The organism is Halomonas daqiaonensis (genome assembly GCF_900109725.1).
Classification (GTDB): Bacteria; Pseudomonadota; Gammaproteobacteria; order Pseudomonadales; family Halomonadaceae; genus Halomonas; species Halomonas daqiaonensis.
The window spans coordinates 1-20,641 of the sequence record NZ_FOBC01000022.1; the positions used below are offsets into that span (position 1 = coordinate 1).

Consider the following 20,641-nt stretch of genomic DNA (forward strand, 5'->3'; position numbering starts at 1 on the left):
GGTTCTACGCAGACTGGCGTGAAAACGAAGTGATCTTAGGCAGTAGCGGGATAGAGTAACGGCGGTAAATCCGAGTAAGCTGATATTCGCCAAAACGTCAGCCTACGGATACCGCCGTTGCCATGGATGCTACCCCGCTCTACCTGTTCTGGAAAGGGTTCACCGTTACCCACCACGAGTTTTTGGATCCTCAGACGCTGCGGCTCCAGCTGGAACCCGATGACCGGATTCCCCCTGTCTGCAGCGGCTGCGATCATGCCTGTTTCCTGGTGCATGACGTGCATCGCCGGCGCGTCCGTGAGGCACCGCTGCTGATCTACCGAGTGGAGCTCGACGTCCCGGTGCGGCGCCTGCGCTGCCCGGTCTGTGGCCCGACACGAGAGCGCATCGACTGGTTACCCGGGCGCTCGCCGGTCACCACCACGCTTCGCCAGTGGGTGGAGCGTCTGGTCACGTTGCTGCCGATTCGGCATGTCGCGGACCTGGTTGGCTTGCACTGGCATACCGTCAAGACCATCGACAAGCATCGCCTGCAACGCGACCTGCCAGTACCGGACCCGACACGCTTGCGGCGCCTGATGATGGACGAGTTCGCCCTGCACAAGGGGCACCGCTACGCCACCGTGGTGGCCTGCGCCGACACCCAGCAGGTGGTCTGGATCGGCGAGGGCCGCTCACGAGAAGCGATCCGCCCGTTCTTCGCGTGGCTGGGCGAGGCGCGAGAGCAGATCGAGGCCGTCGCCATGGACATGAACTCGGCCTTCGATCTCGAGGTGAAGGCCCAGTGCCCCAACGCCGAGGTGGTCTACGACCGCTTCCATGTGGTGGCCAAGTACGGACGCGAGGTGATGGACCGGGTGCGCGTCGACCAGGCCAACCAGCTGCGCGACGACAAGGCCGCCCGCAAGGTGATCAAGGGCAGCCGCTGGCTGCTGCTGCGCAACGCCGACAACCTTAAGCCCGAGCAGGCGGTGAAGCTGGAGGAGCTGTTGGCGGCCAATGCGTCACTGACCACGGCGTATGTGCTCAAGGACCAGCTGAAGACCCTGTGGTTTGCCGACGACGAGGCCACCGCTTGCGGTGCCTGGCAGGAGTGGTACGACATGGCCATCAGCAGCGGCATTGAAGCGCTAGGACGCTTCGCCAAGCGGCTGGCTCCCTATCTGGAGGGGATCCTGTCCAGTGCCCGGCACCGGCTGAACACCAGCGTGCTGGAGGGCATGAACAACCGGATCAAGGTCATCAAGCGGATGGCCTACGGGTACCGCGACACGGCGTACTTCTTCCTGAAGATCCGTGCCGCGTTTCCCGGCAAAGTGCGATGAACCATTTTTTTGGACACCGATCTAAGCGATTATCCGGTATTCGAGGGCTATGAGCTGACCGTCCCAGTACGCCCGCCCGGGCTAGACCTCGGAAAATGCCGCCCTGCGCATCTTGGAAGAAAATCGCACGGCTCAAGAGACCTGATGAGGATCGAGATCCTCACCCGGTCACCACGCGATTTCGGCCCAACGCCTTGGCCTCGTAGAGGCGTTCATCCCCGGCGCGCATGATCGAGTCCAGGTCCTTGCCGTCCTGGACCATTTGGGCACTACCCACGCTGACCGTGACCTTCAACACCTTGCCGTGCAGCCTGATCTCCAGGTCATGAAGGGACGAACGAATGCGCTCAGCGATCTCGCCCGCCTGCTGACTGTTGGCATCCGGCAACAGGACCTGGAATTCTTCGCCACCCACCCGGGCCAGCAGGTCGGTGGGCCTCAGATTCTGTTGCATTGTCAAGGCCACCTGTTTGAGCACCTGGTCACCGGCCTGATGCCCATGGACGTCATTGACCGTCTTGAAGTGATCGATATCCAGGCACAACAGCGACAGGGGCGTGCCGTTGCGTTGTGCCCGGGCGAGTTCCCGCCTGGCCTGTCTCGTCAACTGGCGTCGATTGGCCGCGCCGGTGAGCCAGTCGGTGGCGGCCTGTTGGGCCAGGCGTGTGTTGGCTGTCTTGAGTTTTGCCAGGGCCTCTTGGGTGTGAGCCTGTTCTTGCCGGACCTGCTTCATGACCTCCGCCTGGCTGTAGACGGTGGAGAAGGAGCCGGTGGTATGGAAGGCGTGAACGACGCCGTAGCTGAGCAGGAGAAACCCTGTCGTGAAGATGACGTGGGCCAGCCACCACAGATGGCTCCAGGGATCGGAGATCAAGAAGGCGATCGAGGCCTGGGCGAAAGCCGCCAACGAGAGCAGGTAGATGATCATCAGCGGCAGGCGGATACGCCGCAGGGCCGTGACGATGATACCTGCCAGGAAGAGTGCCAAGGCCAGGGCTTCCATCACCGGGATCACGCTCTTCGCCGAAACCATGGGAATCAGGAAGAATGCCGCCAGCCCCAGATCGATGGCCAGGAAGATTCCCACTGCCATCCCCCAGGTGGTCGGGCGTCGGCGTGACTCGGAAGGCCTCACCGGCTTGCCGAAACGCTTCAGCGCGACCAGTAAGCAGATGGCCATGGCTAGGCGCGAGGCGGGACCATAGGCGAGGAACAAGGCCATCATGTCATCGGAAAACCGGGTGAAGAGACCATGCGGCAGATAAACCAGGGTGAAGCCCAGGAACGCCAGGGCCAGCCAACGCAAGAAGATCTCGCCGGATGCCAGATAGCAGCGCCAGGTGACATAGGTGACAAAAGCCCCTAGTGCAATGGCCAGCAAGGAGGCCACCTCATGCAGGCCATATGCCTCGAAAAGAAGCTTGGGATCTTGGAAGAGCTCCAGGTAGCTGATCATCATCAGGGGGAGAAGGGCCACCAGTAACACCAGCAGGCGCTGGTAGATGCCCGTCAGGCGCCGAATGAAGGCATCGGGCTTTCCTTGGTTTTCTGATTCCGTGTCACTTTTGGATGAATCGCTTAGCCGCTGCGCTACGGTGCCGTCATGCATCAGGGATCGAATCGTCCGGGGGCGTTTCCACCAAAATATCAGCTGATTCATGATAATCGCGCCCAGCTTTTGAGTAATGCCAAAGCGTCATCGGCCGTGACGGGTCGGCTGAATAGGTAGCCCTGGATCACATTGCACCCCAATTCCTGCAGCATGGCGCGCTGGGCCTCGGTGAGATAGCGAAGGCGAGTATCAACGATGCAGAGGGTACCGAGGGGCTGGCCCGAAGGACCGCGTAGCACCGCACCGGCGTAGAAGAGGATGGCGATGGGCACCTTGAAGATTTCTGCCACGAGCCGCGTGTAGCGATCGAAGCGCTCCTCCGGTGAGGTGTTGAGGATATCGAGAGAACGGAGTTCGGCGAGCCGAGCCGTTTGGTCGAAGGGAAGTACAGTGTCTATCTTGTGTTCGACCATGATGAGCCGTCCTGATGCTCTGCCCCTTCAATATTAAGCGGCTTGTGCGTGGGGGTGGGGAAGGAGGCGGACAGGCACTCAGTCGATGGGTGCCGGAGAGCAGGATGTTCTTGGGAAAGCCGAATAAGCTAAGTGATCTTACCCAGCAAACGTGGACACCGATCTAAGAGATCTTTCGGGCCTCGAAGGCCTCAGGGCTGATCATCCCAATCGCACTATGCCGGCGCTGCCGGTTGTAGTCCAACTCGATGTATTCGAACACTTGCCGCCGCATGGCCGCCCGGGTCTCGAAACGTTCACCATGGATCGCCTCGATCTTCAGGCTATGGAAGAAGCTCTCGGCACACGCGTTGTCGTAGCAGTTGCCCTTGGCACTCATGCTGCATTTCAAGTCGTGCTGGATCATCAGTGACTGGTACAGGGTCGAACAGTACTGGCTGCCGCGATCCGAATGTACGATCACCTTCTCGGGCATCTTACGGCGCCACAACGCCATCTTGAGGGTGTCACCGACCAGGTCAGCCGTCATGCGGTCGCTCATTGCCCACCCGATCACCTTGCGTGAGTAAAGGTCGATCAGCACCGCCAGGTAGAGCCATCCTTCACCGGTCGCCAGATAGGTGATGTCGCCGACCCATTTCTGGTTCGGCGCCATGGCGGTAAAGTCTTGCTCCAGCAGGTTGGGCGCTACCGGCAGCGAGTGCCGTGAGTTCGTCGTGGCCTTGAACTTGCGCGCCGCCTTGGCGCGAAGCCCCTGGCGGCGAAGGCTGGCAGCGACGGTCTTGCGATTCACCGCCAGGCCATCGTCAACCAAGTCCAGCGCCAATCTAGGGGCGCCTGAGCGCCCCTTCCGGCGCTGATAAGCCTGGGCCACTTGCTGGTCGAGAGCCGCTTGTTGGCGGCGTCTCAGGGGCGGTTCACCGCCACGCTGTCGCCAGGCGTAGTAGCCGCTGCGAGCGACCCCAATAACCCTGCACATGCGCTGGATGCTGAATGCCTGACGATGCTGGTGGATGAAGGCGTACTTCACTTCAGGCTCTTGGCAAAGTACACCGCGGCTTTTTTTGCGATTTCAAGCTCTTCCGACTTCTCGGCCAGTTGCCGCTTGAGCCGAGCATTCTCGTCGGCCAGGGCTTGCTCACGCTCTGAGGTGCTTTGCCGCTGCTGGGCCTTGGTTCGCCACTGGTAGAGCTGGCTGGGCTGAAGGCCAAGCTCTCGGGCGGCGGCACTGATGCCGACCCGGTCGGCTAAGGCCAGCGCCTCGGCCTTGTAGTCTTGGGAGTAACGGGTACGGGTCTTCTTCATCGAAGCTGGTTGCCTTGCCATGGGTCACCTCGTCTCAGTGTACTGTCTTAATGAGGTGTCCACTGCTGCTGGGCAAGATCAAAGTGTGCTCGCTCTGTGGTCATGACGGCTCGTCAAATCGGACCGGTATGACAGGGCTTAATTTGAGGCCGCGGTAACAATTGGTTCGCGTGCGCCGGCACCTTTTTGCAATCTACTCTGGCGGGGTTGTCTGCTGGTACCAGAAACGAACTTAAGGTTCATCAAGGATGCCTGTTTTTTAACAAACATACGACTGTTTCGTAACAAGGCTAATTATAATTAACACATGACTCACCGAACTGAGTTAAAAAATGAGTGGCGATAAATTTCTCAAATAAAATCAATACGTTTAAACCATAATGCGATTCAAGAGACCACTCACAGTGGGTGTAAAGCGAATCCTCTGGATTCTGTCCCGAAACGCGTCCATCCGCGTTGAGCTTGATGGCCAGCGCATCACCAGCGATCGCGGCGCACTGCCGCTGCATGCCTTTTCCCTGGTCACTAACCTCAGCAAGTTCGAATGGCCGCCGGAGAAGGATACCCCAAGCGTGGTAGCACTGAAGCCCACACGGGCGAGGTGAAGTCTGCGCAGGACATGCATCTCTCCTCGACGGATCGCGGCTGCTCTACCGTTCAGGACGTGATGGCCCGCAACGAGGTGAGCCTGCTGCTGAGCCTCTATGACTACCAGATGCTGCATGGGCTCTGGCGCCTGCTGGAAAGCCGGACACACCAAGGGTGGAGTCTGATGCGGATGCGCGAGCAGGTGCTCAAGGTCGCCGCGACGTTATCGCTGCCCCCCGGCGCATTACGGTTCACCTCGGTGAAGCGGCCGACAAATGGTGGCTGACCTTGCTGAAGGGACTGCCTCGGCCGACGGCCCTAGCCTGACACTCGGCATCAACATGATCCAATCAGCCAGCAGAGCGGCCACAACGGAGGTCGGCGGGCACGGCTGCGTCGACAGTCGACCTCGATTTCTATGAGATATAAAAAGGCTGGATGAAAGTCGAAACGGGCATAAATTAGGCGGTTGATCAGCAGACGGATGCAGTTGAGGCAGGCCGGTATCGGCAGCCACCGGCTTCAAACCAGTCGTTCGGCACCCCCGATGAATGAAGCGGGTGTATCCCTATGCAGCAGTATGGCCATGGCGCGCGAGCTGCTTGGCCATGCTGGGGTCCACATCCTCGGCTAGCTGCTCCTTGGCCTTGTCACGAGCCTTTCTTGCGTCCGCCAGCGTTACGTCCGGGTAGGTGCCGATCGCGAGGAGCCTCTCCTTGCCAGTATAGCGGTACTTCATCTGCCAGTACTTGCTGCCAGTCGGTCGGATCTCAAGATAGAGTCCTCCGCCATCGGCCATCCTGGTGGTCTTGTCTTTGGGCTTCACCGTCTTCACGGCGGTGGCTGAGAGCTTGTTGATCTGGCGGCTCATGGGGGGACCTCACAGCGAGCTTGGCAGGTACCCCCATCGTGGGCCGCCTTGCACTTGCGAGGCGACTTAGAAGCCCGCCTGATGCGGTCTGCGGGGTGTTGGGGGTACCAGATTATGGTTTCGACGATGTACCCCCAGATCTACCCCCATCGTTGGGGGTATGTCAAAGGATGACCTGGGAACTCCTGAAACAAGAAAGGGGCCCGGAGGCCCCTGTTCATGCGGTTTCTGGCGTTTCTTGGGAACTCCTGAAACCTCGGTTTGGTGGAGGCGGCGGGAATTGAACCCGCGTCCGCCGGCACTCACCCTTCGGCTCTACATGCTTAGTTTCGTCTTTTGATTTAACGCGACTGGCTCCGACGAGCAGGATCCAGTCACGCGGTTCCTCTAAGTTTTAACGATCGGCGAGAGGACACCACCGATCGCGATCCCATCAGTCTTCGCTCGTATCCCCTCCGTGATGAATGGGCACATCACTTCGGGGCCGGGCTAGAAGCTAGCGGCGTTTAAGCTGCCAGCGCGCCCTGAGCGTAGTTGTCGTCGTTTGCGACTATTTAATCGTGATGTTGGATTTACGAGATACATCACGCTCTCGGCATGCACCTCAGGGATTGTCACCGGCGTCGAAACCGTGTCGCCCCCGTAACGAGCATCCTAACAGGATGTGTAGCCTTGTGACACATCAGGCCTTGATTTGTTCCCGCATGATGCGGCCCTTCTGGCGCTGCCAGTCGCGGTCCTTCTCGGTAGCCCGCTTGTCGTGCAGTTTCTTGCCGGTCACCAGGGCCAGCTCGCACTTTACCAGGTTGTTCTTCCAGTAGAGCTTGAGCGGAATGCAGGTGTGGCCCTTCTCCTGGGTGCGCGAGAAGATCTTGGCGATCTCCTTGCGGTGTAGCAGCAGCTTGCGGGTGCGCGTGGGGTCCGCTACCTCATGGGTGCTGGTGGTGTTGAGCGGCATGATATGGCTGCCCAGCAGCCAGGCCTCGCCGTTCTTGACCAGGATGTAGGTGTCGGTGAGCTGCGCCTTGCCGGCCCGCAGGCTCTTCACTTCCCAACCGGCTAGCGCCAGGCCAGCCTCGAAGGTCTCGTCGATGTGGTACTCGAAGCGCGCCTTCTTGTTCTGGGCGATGACGTTGTTGCCGGGCCCCTTGCTCTTGGCTTTCTTGTTGGCCATGAAACCTCGTGTCCTGTATCTGCCGGTGGCGCCGCCCCTTCGATATGGGGGGAAGCGTGGTACCATTCAAGGCCTGAAATAAGCGCTCATGATACGCCCTGGGCACAGTGAAGTCAGCGGAGGGCTCAATGCCAACGGTCAATCGGTCCGCCATGGTGCGGCACACTCCCAAGGAAATGTTCGACCTGGTCAACGACTTCGAGCGCTACCCGGAGTTCTTGCCAGGGTGCCGGCGCGCGCGTCTGCTCGAGCGCGACGAGTCGCATTTGATCGGCGAGATGACCCTGGGGCGGGCCGGGATCGAGCAAAGCTTCACCACCCGTAATGACCTGATCGAGCCCGAGCGCATCGAGATGTCGCTGGTCAGCGGTCCCTTCAAGCGCCTGCGCGGGCGCTGGCTGTTCCTGCCTATGGGCGAGGGGGCCTGCAAGGTGAGCCTCGAGCTGGAGTTCGAGTTCGCCAACCGCCTGCTGGGCATGGCCTTCGGCAAGCTCTTCCAGCAAGTGGCTGGGCAGTTGGTCGATTCCTTCACCCGCCGTGCCGATGACCTCTATGGCCCCTAGGTCGCCCGCCATGCTCGATATCGAGGTGGCCTTTGCGCTGCCCGAGCGGCAGCGCATCATCCAGCTCGTGGTGCCCGAGGGCACTACAGCACGCCAGGCGGTGGCAATGGCGGGGCTGGAGGCGGCGTTTCCCGAACTGCCATCGGTCACCTTTCGGCAGGCCGACCTAGGCATCTTCGGCAAGCGGCTGCGCGACCCCGAAGCGGTGCGGCTGCGCAGCGGGGATCGGGTCGAGGTCTATCGGCCACTGCAGATCGATCCCAAGGCGGCTCGCAGCGAGCGGGCCGCCCGCGAGAATCGCTGACGCCCCAGCCAGCGAGGGTCGGGGCGTCAGCAAAGCACGCGGTGCGGAGCTATCAGGGGCGATCCGGGGTGACGTTGTCGATCGGGGCTTCCCGGGCGTCCGACGTGCCCTCGACGCTGGGGCCGACACCCCGGTCATCGGGCAGTTGGATGTCGCTGGAGATATTGCCCTGGCGTTCGATATTTGCCAGTTGGTTCCCCTGGAAGGTCAGGGTGACGCGGCGTTGTTCCACGCCGCCATAGGCCTTGTCGAGGCGATAGACATAGTCCCACTGGCTGGAATCGAAGGGAGCTTCGAGCAGCGGGCTGCCCATCAGGTCGACCACCTGCTGCCGACTCATGCCCGGTTGCAGCTGTTCGACCATGGCCTTGTTCACCAGGTTGCCCTGGGGCAGGTCGCGCTTGTACACGCCGAAGTAGCTGCAACCGCTGATCATCAGCAGGGCGGCGGAAAGGGTGATGATTCTGGTCAACTTTTGCATTTGCGCCTGTTCTTCACTATCGTGGTTTCGGTCGATCATAACCGACCCTACCCGATACTGCGAAGAGCGACCATGGCCGACCAGAACCATGAATTGCGCAAGGCCGGTCTCAAAGTGACCCTGCCTCGCGTCAAGATCCTTCAGATCCTCGAGAATGCCTCCGAGCAGCATCACCTGAGCGCCGAGGATGTCTACAAGACCCTGCTGGACACGGGCGAGGACGTGGGCCTGGCCACCGTCTATCGCGTGCTTACCCAGTTCGAGTCCGCCGGCCTGGTGATTCGCCATAACTTTGATGGTGGTCATGCGGTCTTCGAGCTTTCCCAGGATGAGCACCACGACCATATGGTGTGCCTGGAGAGCGGCGAGATCATCGAGTTCTTCGACGAGACCATCGAGCGTCGGCAGCAGGAAATCGCCGAGGAGCACGGCTTCGAGCTGGTCGACCATGCTCTGGTGCTCTACGTGAGGCCGCGGGGCTCCAAGGCGACCCGCCCGGAGGGCATCCAGAAGAAGTGACCTCGCCACGCTGAGTCTGCCAGTTACACGACCGCGGCCCCGATCCCAAGGATCGGGGCCGCGTTGCGTCAGGGCTGGGCGGTCCGTGGTGGGCGACCGGTGTTGGTCGCTCAGTGGTGGGCGCGTTGGCTGGCATCGAGCATCTCCCTGGCGTGAGCCAGGGTGTGGTCGGAGAGGTTCACGCCGCCCAGCATGCGGGCCAGTTCGCCGACTCGGCCGGCCTCGTCGAGCAGTGCCATCCGAGTCAGCGTGGAGGCTTCTCCGGCCTGCTTCTCGATGTGCAGGTGATGGTGCGCCTGGGCGGCTACCTGCGGCAGGTGGGTCACGGTCATCACCTGGCCGTTCTCGCCGAGCCGGCGCAGCAGTTGGCCGACGATCTCGGCGGTGGCGCCGGAGACGCCCACGTCCACCTCGTCGAACACCAGGCTGGCGATGGTGGAGTGCTGGGCCGCTACCACCTGGATCGCCAGGCTGATGCGCGAGAGCTCGCCGCCGGAGGCCACCTTGGCCAGCGGCCGGGCCGGCTGGCCGGGATTGGCGCTGATCAGCATGCGAGCGACCTCGAGCCCCTCGGCGGCTGGAGCGTCGCGGGTCTCCAGCTCGACCTCGAAAGTTGCCTTGTCCATGGCCAGGAAGGCCAGCTGTTCCTGCACGGCCTCACCGAAGCGACGGGCGGCCTGGCGGCGAGCCTGTGAGATCTCGGTAGCCTGCTCGTGCCAGCGGTTCTTCAGGGTCTCGGCCTCGCCGGCCAGGGCCTCCAGGTCGCCATCGCCGCCTTCCAGGCCCTCGAGCTCCTTGGCCAGCCGCCGATGCAGGGCGAGGAGTTCCTCGGGTAGCACATGGTGCTTGCGGGCGATACGGTGCACCTCGCTAAGACGCCCCTCGACCCAGGCCAGTCGCTCCGGGTCCAACTCGATGCTACCGGCGAAATGGCCGAGCTCGCGGCTGGCCTCCTCGACCTGGATGCGCGCATCGCCGAGCATGCTGAGGGTGTCGGCCAGGCTGCCGCGCTCGCTGCCCGGCAGCGCCGAGAGGTGCTGGATTGCCTGGTTGAGCAGTGACAGGGCGCCGCCCTCGTCGCCGTCGCAGCATTCGGCAGCGAACTGTGCCTCGCGCAGCCGCTCCTCGGCGTGGGCCAGCTCCTCCTGCTCCTCCTCGAGCCCCTTGAGCTCGTCCTCGGCCAAGGCCAGCTGATCGAGCTCCTCGACCTGATAGCGCAGCAGCTGGCGGCGGGCGCGGATCTCGTCGCCATCCTCGGCCAGGCGCTCGAGGCGGCGGCGGGTCGCCTGCCAGTCGCGGAAGGCCTGGCGCATCTCGGCCACCTGCTCGTGGTGGCCGGCGAAGTCGTCGAGCAGGCGCAGGTGGGTCTCCTCGTGCAGCAGCGCCTGGTGGGCATGCTGACCGTGGATCTCGATGAGATGCTCGCCCAGGGCACGAAGATCGGCCACTGTGACCGGCTGGCCGTTGATCCAGGCCTTGGAGCGCCCGCCGCGGGTGACCACCCGGCGCAGTAGGCAGTCGTCCGTGGGCAGCTCTCGTGTCTCGAGCCAGGCACGGGCCTCGGGCAGCGCCTGGAGGTCGAAGCGGGCACTGAGGTCGGCGCGCTCACGGCCATGGCGCACGCTGGCGCTGTCGGCACGCTCGCCCAGGCAGAGCCCCAAGGCACCCAGCAGAATGGACTTGCCGGCCCCCGTTTCACCGGTGATGGCGGTCATGCCGCCGCCAAGTTCCAGCTCGAGGTGGTCGACGATGGCGAAGTCGCGAATGGCAAGCTCTGTCAGCATGGTGCCTCCCGGGGCCTGTCTGGGGCTACTGTTCTGAAGCTACTGTTCTAGAACCACTGTCTATCTATACACATAATGTCATTTTATACAGTAGTCAAGGTTCGCCCACAATGCACGTCCGGCTTCGTCTCCCGGTAACGCCTTGAGTTCGCCTCGGCCAGCCCCATATATCCCGCAGACACGTCATCAAGCCATCATCAATGCCTTGCCAGCGGCCCTGGCCGCTGATTGCCATTCAGGAGACCCACATGGCCAAAGACCCCCAGACCCCGCTGGACGACGAACTCGCTCGCGAGGAGCAGGAAGCCGAGCCGCAGCCCGAGACCGTAGAGGGTGAGCTGGAGGACGCCATCGAGGGCGCCGAGCAGGCTGCCACTGAGTCCCAGGCCGCGGACAATCCCGAGGCCGAGACGCTGGCCGCCCGGGTCGAGGAGCTCGAGCAGAGCGTAGCCGATGCCAAGGAGCAGCAACTGCGTGCCGCCGCCGAGGCGCAGAACGTGCGTCGCCGCGCCGAGCAGGAGGCCGAGAAGGCGCGCAAGTTCGCCCTCGAGAAATTCGTCAAGGAACTGCTGCCGGTGGTCGACAGCCTGGAAAAGGCACTGGAGGCTATGCAGGACGGCGCCAGCGAAGCGCATCGCGAGGGCGTTTCCATGACCCTCAAGATGCAGCACGACGTGCTGGCCAAGTTCGGCGTCGAGGTGGTGGACCCCCACGGCGAGCCCTTCGACCCGCAGTTCCACGAAGCCATCACCATGGTGCCCAACCCCGAGATGGAGCCCAACACCGTCATGGAAGTGATGCAGAAGGGCTACCTGCTCAACGGACGCCTGGTACGTCCGGCCATGGTGGTGGTCAGCAAGGCTGCCGACTGAGGCCGGGCCGTACACCGGGGCATACAAAAGCGGCCCTCGGGTCTTGAAAAGGTCCTGAGGGCCCCCAGATAGACGGCAACCCCGCGGTGAAAGCCGCAGACAATGAATTCAACTGTAATTTTGAGGATTTCCTATGGGACGCATCATCGGTATTGACCTGGGGACCACCAACTCCTGTGTCGCCGTGCTCGACGGTGACAAGGCCAAGGTGATCGAGAACGCCGAAGGCGCACGCACCACGCCCTCCATCATCGCCTACACCGAAGACGGCGAGATCCTGGTGGGCCAGGCGGCGAAGCGCCAGGCGGTGACCAACCCGCACAACACCGTCTACGCGATCAAGCGCCTGATCGGCCGTCGCTTCAAGGACGACGTCGTCCAGAAGGACATCAAGATGGTGCCCTACACCATCTCCGAGGCCGACAACGGTGACGCCTGGGTGGAAGTGAAGGGCAAGAAGCTCGCGCCGCCGCAGGTCAGCGCCGAAATACTGAAGAAGATGAAGAAGACCGCGGAAGACTACCTGGGTGAGGAAGTCACCGAGGCAGTCATCACCGTACCGGCCTACTTCAACGACAGCCAGCGTCAGGCCACCAAGGATGCCGGTCGTATTGCCGGCCTCGAGGTCAAGCGCATCATCAACGAGCCGACTGCGGCGGCCCTGGCCTATGGCATGGACAAGGCGCGCGGTGACAAGACCATCGCGGTCTACGACCTGGGCGGCGGTACCTTCGATATCTCCATCATCGAGGTGGCGGACGTCGACGGCGAGACCCAGTTCGAGGTGCTGGCCACCAATGGCGACACCTTCCTGGGCGGCGAGGACTTCGACCTGGCGCTGATCAACTACCTGGTCGACCAGTTCAAGTCCGACAGCGGCATCGACCTATCCGGCGACAACCTGGCCATGCAGCGCCTCAAGGAAGCCGCCGAGAAGGCCAAGATCGAACTGTCCAGCGCCCAGCAGACCGACGTTAATCTGCCGTACATCACGGCCGACAACACTGGTCCCAAGCACCTCAATGTCAAGGTGACCCGCGCCAAGTTGGAGTCGCTTGTCGAGGACCTGATCAAGCGCTCCATGGATCCGTGCAAGACCGCGCTCAAGGATGCCGGCCTGTCCGCTTCCGAGATCGATGATGTCATCCTGGTCGGCGGCCAGACCCGCATGCCCATGGTGCAGAAGTCCGTGGCCGACTTCTTCGGCAAGGACGCCCGCAAGGACGTCAACCCGGATGAAGCTGTGGCCGTGGGTGCAGCGATCCAGGGCGGCGTGCTGGGCGGCGACGTCAAGGACGTGCTGCTGCTCGACGTTACCCCGCTGACCCTGGGCATCGAGACCCTGGGTGGCGTGATGACGCCGTTGATCGAGAAGAACACCACCATCCCGACCAAGAAGACCCAGACCTTCTCGACCGCGGATGACAACCAGACGGCCGTGACCATCCACGTGCTGCAGGGTGAGCGCAAGCAGTCCAGCGGCAACAAGTCACTGGGTCGCTTCGACCTCAGCGATATCCCGCCGGCGCCGCGCGGCGTGCCGCAGATCGAGGTTGCCTTCGACCTGGACGCCAACGGCATCCTGCACGTGTCTGCCAAGGACAAGGCTACCGGCAAGGAGCAGTCGATCGTCATCAAGGCCTCCAGCGGTCTCTCCGAGGAAGAGGTCGAGCAGATGATGCAGGACGCCGAGGCCCACGCCGACGAGGACAAGAAGTTCGAGGAGCTGGTGCAGCTGCGTAACCAGGCCGACGGCATGGTCCACGCCGCCCGCAAGACCCTCGAAGAGGCCGGCGACAAGGCCAGCGACGAGGAGAAGCAAGCCATCGAGAGCGCCGCCGCCGAGCTGGAAGAGGCAATCAAGGGTGACGACAAGGACGACATCCAGGCCAAGCTGGACAAGCTGACCGAGGCTTCCGGCAACCTGGCGCAGAAGATGTACGCCGAGCAGAGCGATGCTGCCCAGCAGGCCGATGAGGCCGGTGGCGACGCTGGCGCCAAGAAGGAAGATGACGTGGTCGATGCCGAGTATGAAGAAGTCAACGACGACCAGAAAAAGCAGTAAACCACGACATCTGAACCACGGATGACGCCAGCGCGGGAGCCTGACTCCCGCGTTGGTGTTTCCGCAGAGTCCCTACGGAGGCGGACAGACTCATGTCCAAGCGTGATTACTACGAAGTACTGGGCGTCGAGCGCGGGGCCGACCAGAAGGACATCAAGAAGGCCTACCGGCGCCTCGCCCAGAAATTCCATCCGGACCGTAACCCGGATGATGACAAGGCCGCGGAGAAATTCCGCGAGGTCTCGGAGGCCTATGAGGTCCTGAGCGACAGCGAGAAACGCGCCGCTTACGACCAGTTCGGCCATGCCGGTGTCGACGAGCAAGCCGGTGGTGGCGGCGGCTTCGGCGGCGCCGGGGCCGGTGGCTTCAGCGATATCTTCGGCGATGTGTTCGGCGATATCTTCGGCGGGGGCGGCGGGCGCCGCCATCCCAATGCGCCGGCCCGTGGCTCGGATCTGCGCTACAACCTCGAGCTCGACCTCGAGGACGCCGTGGCCGGCACCAGCGTGGATATTCGCGTGCCGCGTCATGTCGAATGCGAGCGCTGCGACGGCAACGGTGCCGAGCCGGGCTCCTCCAAGGACACCTGCCCGACCTGTAACGGCATGGGCCAGGTGCGCATGCAGCAGGGCTTCTTCGCCGTGCAGCAGACCTGCCCGACCTGCCACGGCAGCGGCCAGCACATCAAGGTGCCGTGTCACAAGTGCAACGGCGATGGCCGGGTACGCGAGACCCGCACCCTTTCGGTGAAGATCCCGGCCGGCGTGGACACCGGTGACCGCATTCGCCTCAACGGTGAGGGCGAGGCCGGTATCAACGGTGGCCCGCCCGGGGACCTGTATGTCCAGGCGGCGATCAAGCCGCACCCCATCTTCCAGCGCGACGGCCGCCACCTGCAGTGCGAGGTGCCGATCAACTTCGTCGACGCCGCCCTGGGTGGCGAACTCGAGGTGCCGACGCTGGATGGCCGGGTCAAGCTGAAGATCCCGCCCGAGACCCAGACCGGCAAGGTCTTCCGTCTCAAGGGCAAGGGCATCAAGCCGGTGCGTGGCGGCCCGCCTGGCGACCTGCTGTGCAAGGTCGTGATCGAGACCCCGGTCAAGCTCAAGGAGGAGCAGAAGGAACTGCTGCGCAAGTTCCAGGACAGCCTCGGCGGCCAAAACGGCCATCACCACTCACCGAAGAAGTCGAATTTCTTCGATGGGGTGAAGAAGTTCTTCGAGGACATGAAGCCGTAAGGCGAGTCCGCTCGGCAACGACAGGGCCCCGGCATCGCGCGATGTCGGGGCCCTGTCATGTCTGGTTAGTGACGATCAGCGCTGCAGGTGATCCATCCGCCATGCCAAACCATCGTCGTGGGGTTGGAATCGCTCGTCCCGAGGCAGCGATAGTGGCTGACTGTCCAGCCGCCACAGCCACTGGTTGTCCGCCATCAGCGCATCGACCACGGGGCTGACGTGCCAGGCTCGATCAGGCCCCGGGGCGATCAGGTGGTTGTCCATCGCCCAGTGCAGATCTGGCGTCAGAGCCAGGCCATTGCAGGGGCGATCGTCGCGGCTCGCAGCGAAGGGGATCAAGTGGGCGGCTTCGACCAGGAAGCGAAAGTCCGGGGTGATGAAGCGTCGCCGGCTAGCCGCGCAGCGATAGTCATAGGCATCCAGCACCAGGGTGCGGAATGCCGCGGACCTGGCCTGGTTCTGGTCCGCTTCGCGAACCTCGCCTGCCAGGCGCTCTGGGGCTTTCTCATATTCGCCACTGGCAAATGCCGTCTCGAGATATGCCTGAAGTAGCGCATAGGCCCCCTTGTTCGAGGACAGATACCGGCTGGCCAGCAGCGCACAGGCTTCACGGGCAGTGTTGGTGTCCTTAAATGCCGAAAAGAGTGCCGGATCAAGCCGAGCAGCGCCGAAGCGCTGTTCGAGCTGATTCATGGATTTCGGTTGCCCCATCTGGTCGGCCAACTCCTTCACGGCCTGGCCATACTCGGGACGCCAGAGTTTTCCGGTGGGGCCTTCCCGGTTTTTTAACGCCCACATCGGCATCCATGGACGGGCTCGGTAGGCTCTCCTGTCGCCGTCTCGAAGATGTCGTGGTAGCGGGCGATCAGGCGTGTATCAATCTGGACAAGCGGGGAGGTGATATGGCCTGCCTGAATCTCGCAGATGATCGCCAGCAACAAACAAGGTTGGTGTGGTGCGGGTCGCCCCGTACTTTGGTCGACTTTGAGCCGTGTTAGGCAGTCAAGCCGAGTATCCATCCGCACTTCCTCTTGTGTTCCCTGTTTCTGCTGCTCCTGAGCTCACACCAGTCTGCCATGCCTTGCTGCTCAAGTGTGCGGTTACCCTATATCACTCATGTACTAAGGTGCTGGCGACGGTGATCGTTACAGCCAGCCGGCTCGACGGAAGCGATAGTAAAGCAGGCTGCAGGTGCCTCCCATTACCAGCAGGGCCAGGGGGTAGCCGAGTCGCCAGTCAAGCTCCGGCATGTGGGTGAAGTTCATGCCCCAGATGCCGGCGAGGATCGTGGCTACCGCGAAGATGGCCGCCCAGGCCGCCAGTCGCTTGTGAACCTCGCCCTCTTCGATGGCCACCATCGAGAGGTTGACCTGGATGGCGGTGATGGTCATCTCGCGGATGGTGTCCACTGTCGATTCGATGCGGTGCAGGTGGTCGTAGACATCCCGGAAGTACTCCCGTGTCTTGCGGCACAGTGCCGGTACCCTGCCGCCGAATAGGTGCGCCGTGGCCTCGCCCAGGGGCATGGCAGCGTGCTTGAGCTTCATGGTCTGGCGCTTGAGCTTGTAGAGGCGCTCCAGGCTCCGGCGGGCCGTACCCTTGACGAAGATCTCGTCCTCGATGCTCTCGAGCTCGGCCTGCAGCGATTCAATGACGGGGAAGTAGCGGTCGACGATGGTGTCCATCAGGGCATAGAGCACGAAGGCCGGCCCATGCCTCAGAAGCTTCGGCTCGTGCTCGCAGCGCCGGCGTACCTCGGCGAAGCCTCGGCCCGGGTGGAGGCGCACCGAGAGCACATAGCCGGGACCTGCAAACACGGCTACCTGGCCGGCCTCGAGCTGGTCGTCGCGCATGGTGATCATGTGCATGACCATGAACAGCGCATCGCCGTACTCCTCGATCTTGGGGCGCTGGTCCCCTTTCAGGGCGTCCTCCACGGCCAGTTCATGCAGGTCGAACACCTTCTGGAAGGTGGCCATCTCCTCTTCGTCCGGATTATGCAGTGCCACCCATACGAAGCGGTCCGGCGTTCCCAGGTAATCGCCGATCTCGTGGGTCTGGATGTCCTGCAAGCGATGTCCCTTCTCGTAGGCCACGCAGTTGACGATCATTTTCAGGTTCTCCCGCCGGTGATGGAGCCGTGTGCAAGAGCATAGACGCTGAGGCCGTTCGCCTGCCGTTCCCTTCCAACGGTGCGGTATGGGGAGTGAGCGGTAAAGTGCGGTCAGGGCTGGCGTTCCGGGGTGACGTCGTCATAGTCTGAATGCTCACCCAACGAGATGCGGAGGCCACCATGCCGATTTCACGAGCCGAGCTGCACGCCGAAGACGCGGCGTCGCTGGTCGACCAGCTCTGCGAGCGCTGGTCGGACGCCAAGGAGGTGGATCGCTCCAGCGATCCGGTTCGGGTCACCTTCGATGAAGGTAGCTGCTTCCTCCAGGCGCAGCCGGACAAGCTGCTGGTGGTGGTCGAGGCACTGGATGACGAGTCTCACAACGAGCTCGAGGGCCAGGTGGATGCTGCCCTGGATTCCCTGAAGGGCGTCGAGCTGGATATCGTCTGGGAGGCGTGAGCAGCGCGGTATCCTCTCGCGCCGCCCATCTCGGCATGCTGCTGTGGGCGGTGCTGGTGGGACTGTCGTTTCCCGCGGTGGGGGTGATGAGCGAGCTGCCGCCGTTCTCGCTCACCGCGCTGCGCTTCGCCATTGCCTGCAGCGGCCTGTGGTGGCTGGCTCGGCGCTCACCGGCCTTCCTGCCTTCCTGCCGGCAACTGCCGCTCTATGCCCTGATGGGGCTCTGCCTGGCTGGCTTCTTCGGTGCCATGTTCTGGGCGGCTCACCATGCCACGGCGCTCTCCATGTCGACGCTCTTCGTTACAGTGCCACTGCTGGCTTTCCTGCTGGGGCTGGGTTTCGGTGTGGAACAGCTGGCCTGGCGCCTGCCGGCAATTCTGGCGCTGGGCGCGACGGGAGCGCTGGGCCTGGCGTTCGCTGAATCCCTGGTGAAGGGTGGGCGCCTGCAGTTCGGCATCGGCGAGGCGGTGTTCTTTCTGGGCTGTCTCTCCACGGCGCTCTATCCGGTGCTCAGCAAGTGGGGGCTGGCGACCGGACGCCTGCCGGAATCGGCGGCGGTTCGCACCTTCTGGAGCCTGGGCCTGGGTGCCGTGCTGATCGGGCTGCTAGGGATCGCCCTCGAGCCGGTGGAGCGTCTGGCGACCATGAGCGGCCGTGACCTGTTGTTGCTGGTCTATCTGGGGCTGTTCTCCAGCGCCCTGACCTTCTGGCTCCTGCAGCGCGCTACCTCGGTGCTCACCCCGGGCGCGGTCACCGCCTACAGCTACCTGGTGCCCTTCGTCTCGATGCTGCTGCTGTTCGTCCGTGAGCCCGAGCGGATCGGCTGGGTCTGGCTGCCGGGCAGTTTGCTGGTGATCGTGGCGATCTTGCTGCTGCTGCGAAACGGCCGCGCGACTGCCTAGTCGGCCGCACTTTGCCGGACGTCCTGGCCGGCCGCACCTAGCTGCTCTCGCCACCGCCCGCTGCCTCACCGGGAAAGGCCAGGCGGATCTCGTCGTGCAGGCGGCGGGGGTCGCTGACGTGGCGGCGCGAGAAGTGGAAGGGCACCAGCCGTGCCACTCCGGCCGCCGCGGCGATTTCCCCGCAGGCTCGTGCGGTCAGGTGGCCGGTGCGTCGGGCCTGCTCCGCCTCGGCCTCCAGGAAGGGAGCCTCGCAGAAGAGCACCCGGGCGCCCCGCGCCAGCGCGACCAGTCGCCGCCGGTTTTCCGCGGTGTCGCCCAGATCGGTGGCATAGACCAGCCGCTCGCCTGGCCGGCTCATCAGCAGCACCTCTGCCAGCCGGGCTGCCGTCTGCGTGGTGCCGTCCGGCAATCGGATCAACGCCTCTTCCTCGCCTGCCAAGGTGTGATGCTTGAGCGTGCCGAGCCAGGGGCCCGGTGGCCAGCCATGAGCCGCCAGTTGTTCCTTGCGAACCGATACCCGTTGGTCGGGCTCCAGGGCAAAGGCTAGCACCGGCGTGCCGTGGTCGAGGGTCGTGGCGCGCACGCGAAAGCCGAGCTCCCCGCGCAGCAGGCCGCCGGGGACAGAGCGGCTGGGCAGGGGCGTGGGTCGCGTTTCGCCGGCGACGATCCGCCAGCGAGCGAGGCGCTCGCCATGCAACTCGTTGACCTCGAAGCGCGGCGCCTTGTCGCCGACCCGGTCCCAGAGGATGCCGCGCACGAGCCCGTGCAGATGGCTCGCCAGCCCCGGTGGGCCGTAGAGTCGGCAGGGCGGGTATTCGCCGATGCGTGAGCGCAGCAGCCACAGGAAGCCGCCGATGTGGTCGAAGTGGGCGTGGCTGATGAAGACATCGCTGACCTGGTGGGCGAGGCGCGCCGGCAGGCGGCCGGGGTCGCCCAGGTCGAACAGCAGGCTGCGCTGCTGGTGCTTGAGGCGGACATGCAGCAGCGGGTCGCCGAAGACGCCGTTGACCAGGGTTGCGGTAAAGGTGCCGAGGTCGGCCCGGGGACCCTCGCGGCTTTCCAGGGGCTCGGGGGTATCGTCCGATTCTGGCGTGTCGCGGGTGGGTAAGCAGGGACGGGCGGTGCCCAGTTGCCCGTCGCATCCGCGCTGGGCATCGCGAACTACCAGGGTGCAAGGCGTGCCGGTCGGCGTGGGGGCGCGAATCCAGAGCCGGTTAGCTTCCAGCGCGATTATCTCGCCTAGGCCCAGCGTGTCGCCCCGCTCGTCGAGCAGCCCGACCTGGCGTCCGGCCCAGGCCTCGGGAGCGCTGCGCGGCGGGACGGTGCCGATCAGGGCCAGTGAGGGCAGCTCGAGCATGGTCTCGTGCGCCGTCGCCAGCCAGGCCGCCCAGTCGTCGCTGCGACGCTCGCGGCGCCGTCGCTTTCCGGGGTGGCGGGCGTTCGGGGCCGGTGCCAGGGTGACGGTTTCTAGCCCCAGGGCGCGACACTCCTCGTGCAGCGGGAATGAGGCTGCATCCGCCGTCAGCAGCAGCAGGGCACTGACGCTTCCGGCCTCCGCCAGCGCTGGCAGCAACTCGGCGCCGGCGGCGCCACGGACGACCCCCGGGGCATCCAGCAGCAACGCCCCGGCAGGGGCCCGTTCGGCCAGGCATCGCACCGCCTGCACCAGTGGCAAGCGGAAGCGGGCGGCATCCAGGGTGGCGAGGGCCGCCAGGGCTTCAAGCTGCCAGTCATCCGCCTGCCAGCGGCCCAGGCAGGCCGCGCCGGGTGGCCCGATGCCGGGCAGCCCCGGGTCGGCACTCAGGCAGTGGCACGCCTGGCCTCGAGCGGCCAGGGTCGCGGCGGCCGCGCGCACCAGGGTGCTCTTGCCGCTGCCCGGGGCGCCGGCCACCAGCACGTGGTCATGTCGCTTCAGCAGGGCCAGCAGGGGATGGTCCGCGGGGAGGTGCTCGGTGGGTACAGGCATCATGGCGGCTCTCGGCATCGATAGGCCCAGTGTGGGGGGATTGGTGGGGGACGGCCACCCTGCGCGGGTGGCCTCTGGTATACTGCC

Annotated in this window: 20 protein-coding genes, 1 other RNA gene and 1 pseudogene; 10 read left to right on the forward strand and 12 right to left on the reverse strand. The window is 63.8% G+C overall.

Annotated features, from left to right (window positions below; translation table 11 throughout):
- Positions 1-122 precede the first annotated feature (122 nt).
- On the forward strand, positions 123-1,325 hold the full coding sequence (locus tag BMY30_RS15055; protein WP_089715187.1) for an ISL3 family transposase: 1,203 nt from the start codon (positions 123-125) through the stop codon (positions 1,323-1,325).
- Positions 1,326-1,485: 160 nt separating this feature from the next.
- Here BMY30_RS15055 and BMY30_RS15060 read toward each other — a convergent pair whose 3' ends face one another.
- From BMY30_RS15060 to BMY30_RS17895, 4 genes are all read right to left on the reverse strand, one after another.
- The gene (locus BMY30_RS15060; protein ID WP_089715189.1) at positions 1,486-2,934 is read right to left on the reverse strand and encodes a GGDEF domain-containing protein; all 1,449 of its coding nucleotides are present in this window, start codon (positions 2,932-2,934) and stop codon (positions 1,486-1,488) included.
- Positions 2,935-2,981: 47 nt separating this feature from the next.
- On the reverse strand, positions 2,982-3,350 hold the full coding sequence (locus BMY30_RS15065; protein ID WP_089715191.1) for a hypothetical protein: 369 nt from the start codon (positions 3,348-3,350) through the stop codon (positions 2,982-2,984).
- 163 nt (positions 3,351-3,513) lie between these two features.
- Positions 3,514-4,676 (reverse strand): IS3 family transposase gene (locus BMY30_RS15070; protein ID WP_089715193.1). Its coding sequence is split into 2 segments (ribosomal slippage): positions 3,514-4,418 and positions 4,418-4,676, totalling 1,164 coding nucleotides; the frame shifts between segments, so codons are not numbered across the junction.
- Positions 4,677-4,945: 269 nt separating this feature from the next.
- Positions 4,946-5,164 (reverse strand): hypothetical protein, encoded by a 219-nt coding sequence (locus tag BMY30_RS17895; RefSeq protein ID WP_170840164.1) that lies wholly within the window; start codon positions 5,162-5,164, stop codon positions 4,946-4,948.
- Between BMY30_RS17895 and BMY30_RS15075 the strand changes: the two are divergent.
- Positions 5,153-5,570: pseudogene (locus BMY30_RS15075) on the forward strand (IS1380 family transposase); the annotation flags it as partial. The gene BMY30_RS17895 and the pseudogene BMY30_RS15075 sit on opposite strands and share 12 nt — an antisense overlap.
- Before the next feature lie 241 nt (positions 5,571-5,811).
- Here the strand turns inward: BMY30_RS15075 and BMY30_RS15080 are convergent.
- From BMY30_RS15080 to smpB, 3 genes are all read right to left on the reverse strand, one after another.
- Positions 5,812-6,114, reverse strand: a complete 303-nt coding sequence (locus BMY30_RS15080; protein WP_089715195.1) for an Arm DNA-binding domain-containing protein — start codon at positions 6,112-6,114, stop codon at positions 5,812-5,814.
- 262 nt (positions 6,115-6,376) lie between these two features.
- Positions 6,377-6,756: a transfer-messenger RNA gene (gene ssrA, locus BMY30_RS15085) on the reverse strand.
- Between the two features lie 40 nt (positions 6,757-6,796).
- Positions 6,797-7,288 carry an SsrA-binding protein SmpB gene (gene smpB / locus BMY30_RS15090; RefSeq protein ID WP_089715197.1) on the reverse strand — a complete coding sequence of 164 codons (492 nt, stop codon included), beginning with the start codon at positions 7,286-7,288 and terminating at the stop codon, positions 6,797-6,799.
- Between the two features lie 128 nt (positions 7,289-7,416).
- Between smpB and BMY30_RS15095 the strand changes: the two genes are divergently transcribed.
- Together BMY30_RS15095 and BMY30_RS15100 are read left to right on the forward strand one after the other, a co-directional pair.
- Positions 7,417-7,851, forward strand: a complete 435-nt coding sequence (locus tag BMY30_RS15095) for a type II toxin-antitoxin system RatA family toxin (RefSeq protein ID WP_089715199.1) — start codon at positions 7,417-7,419, stop codon at positions 7,849-7,851.
- A 10-nt stretch (positions 7,852-7,861) separates the two neighbouring features.
- The gene (locus BMY30_RS15100) at positions 7,862-8,155 is read left to right on the forward strand and encodes an RnfH family protein (protein ID WP_089715201.1); all 294 of its coding nucleotides are present in this window, start codon (positions 7,862-7,864) and stop codon (positions 8,153-8,155) included.
- Positions 8,156-8,207: 52 nt separating this feature from the next.
- Here BMY30_RS15100 and BMY30_RS15105 read toward each other — a convergent pair whose 3' ends face one another.
- Positions 8,208-8,636 (reverse strand): outer membrane protein assembly factor BamE, encoded by a 429-nt coding sequence (locus BMY30_RS15105; RefSeq protein ID WP_211607368.1) that lies wholly within the window; start codon positions 8,634-8,636, stop codon positions 8,208-8,210.
- Positions 8,637-8,708: 72 nt separating this feature from the next.
- Between BMY30_RS15105 and fur the strand changes: the two genes are divergently transcribed.
- Positions 8,709-9,155, forward strand: a complete 447-nt coding sequence (gene fur / locus BMY30_RS15110; protein WP_089715206.1) for a ferric iron uptake transcriptional regulator — start codon at positions 8,709-8,711, stop codon at positions 9,153-9,155.
- 110 nt (positions 9,156-9,265) lie between these two features.
- On the opposite strand, the gene recN is transcribed toward fur, so the two are convergent.
- Positions 9,266-10,939 carry a DNA repair protein RecN gene (gene recN, locus BMY30_RS15115; protein WP_089715208.1) on the reverse strand — a complete coding sequence of 558 codons (1,674 nt, stop codon included), beginning with the start codon at positions 10,937-10,939 and terminating at the stop codon, positions 9,266-9,268.
- A gap of 248 nt (positions 10,940-11,187) precedes the next feature.
- On the opposite strand from recN, the gene grpE reads away from it, so the two are divergent.
- From grpE to dnaJ, 3 genes are all read left to right on the forward strand, one after another.
- Positions 11,188-11,811, forward strand: coding sequence for a nucleotide exchange factor GrpE (gene grpE / locus BMY30_RS15120; RefSeq protein ID WP_089715210.1), 624 nt, complete (start codon positions 11,188-11,190; stop codon positions 11,809-11,811).
- A 133-nt stretch (positions 11,812-11,944) separates the two neighbouring features.
- A complete protein-coding gene (gene dnaK / locus BMY30_RS15125) occupies positions 11,945-13,876 on the forward strand; it encodes a molecular chaperone DnaK (RefSeq protein WP_089715212.1) in 1,932 nt (643 codons plus the stop codon).
- Positions 13,877-13,968: 92 nt separating this feature from the next.
- A complete protein-coding gene (gene dnaJ / locus BMY30_RS15130; protein ID WP_089715214.1) occupies positions 13,969-15,114 on the forward strand; it encodes a molecular chaperone DnaJ in 1,146 nt (381 codons plus the stop codon).
- A gap of 75 nt (positions 15,115-15,189) precedes the next feature.
- On the opposite strand, the gene BMY30_RS15135 is transcribed toward dnaJ, so the two are convergent.
- Both BMY30_RS15135 and corA read right to left on the reverse strand, forming a co-directional pair.
- Entirely contained in the window at positions 15,190-15,912 is a 723-nt protein-coding gene (locus tag BMY30_RS15135) for an HNH endonuclease (protein ID WP_170840165.1), read from the reverse strand.
- Between the two features lie 347 nt (positions 15,913-16,259).
- On the reverse strand, positions 16,260-17,225 hold the full coding sequence (corA, locus tag BMY30_RS15140; protein ID WP_089715218.1) for a magnesium/cobalt transporter CorA: 966 nt from the start codon (positions 17,223-17,225) through the stop codon (positions 16,260-16,262).
- A gap of 182 nt (positions 17,226-17,407) precedes the next feature.
- On the opposite strand from corA, the gene BMY30_RS15145 reads away from it, so the two are divergent.
- Both BMY30_RS15145 and BMY30_RS15150 read left to right on the forward strand, forming a co-directional pair.
- Complete coding sequence (locus tag BMY30_RS15145; protein ID WP_170840166.1) at positions 17,408-17,686, forward strand: DUF2218 domain-containing protein; 279 nt, start codon at positions 17,408-17,410, stop codon at positions 17,684-17,686.
- On the forward strand, positions 17,683-18,588 hold the full coding sequence (locus BMY30_RS15150; RefSeq protein ID WP_244516238.1) for a DMT family transporter: 906 nt from the start codon (positions 17,683-17,685) through the stop codon (positions 18,586-18,588). Before BMY30_RS15145 ends, BMY30_RS15150 begins: the two co-directional genes overlap by 4 nt.
- A gap of 37 nt (positions 18,589-18,625) precedes the next feature.
- Here BMY30_RS15150 and BMY30_RS15155 read toward each other — a convergent pair whose 3' ends face one another.
- Positions 18,626-20,557: an MBL fold metallo-hydrolase gene (locus tag BMY30_RS15155; protein ID WP_170840167.1), complete on the reverse strand. Its 1,932-nt coding sequence runs from the start codon at positions 20,555-20,557 to the stop codon at positions 18,626-18,628.
- Positions 20,558-20,641: the final 84 nt, after the last annotated feature.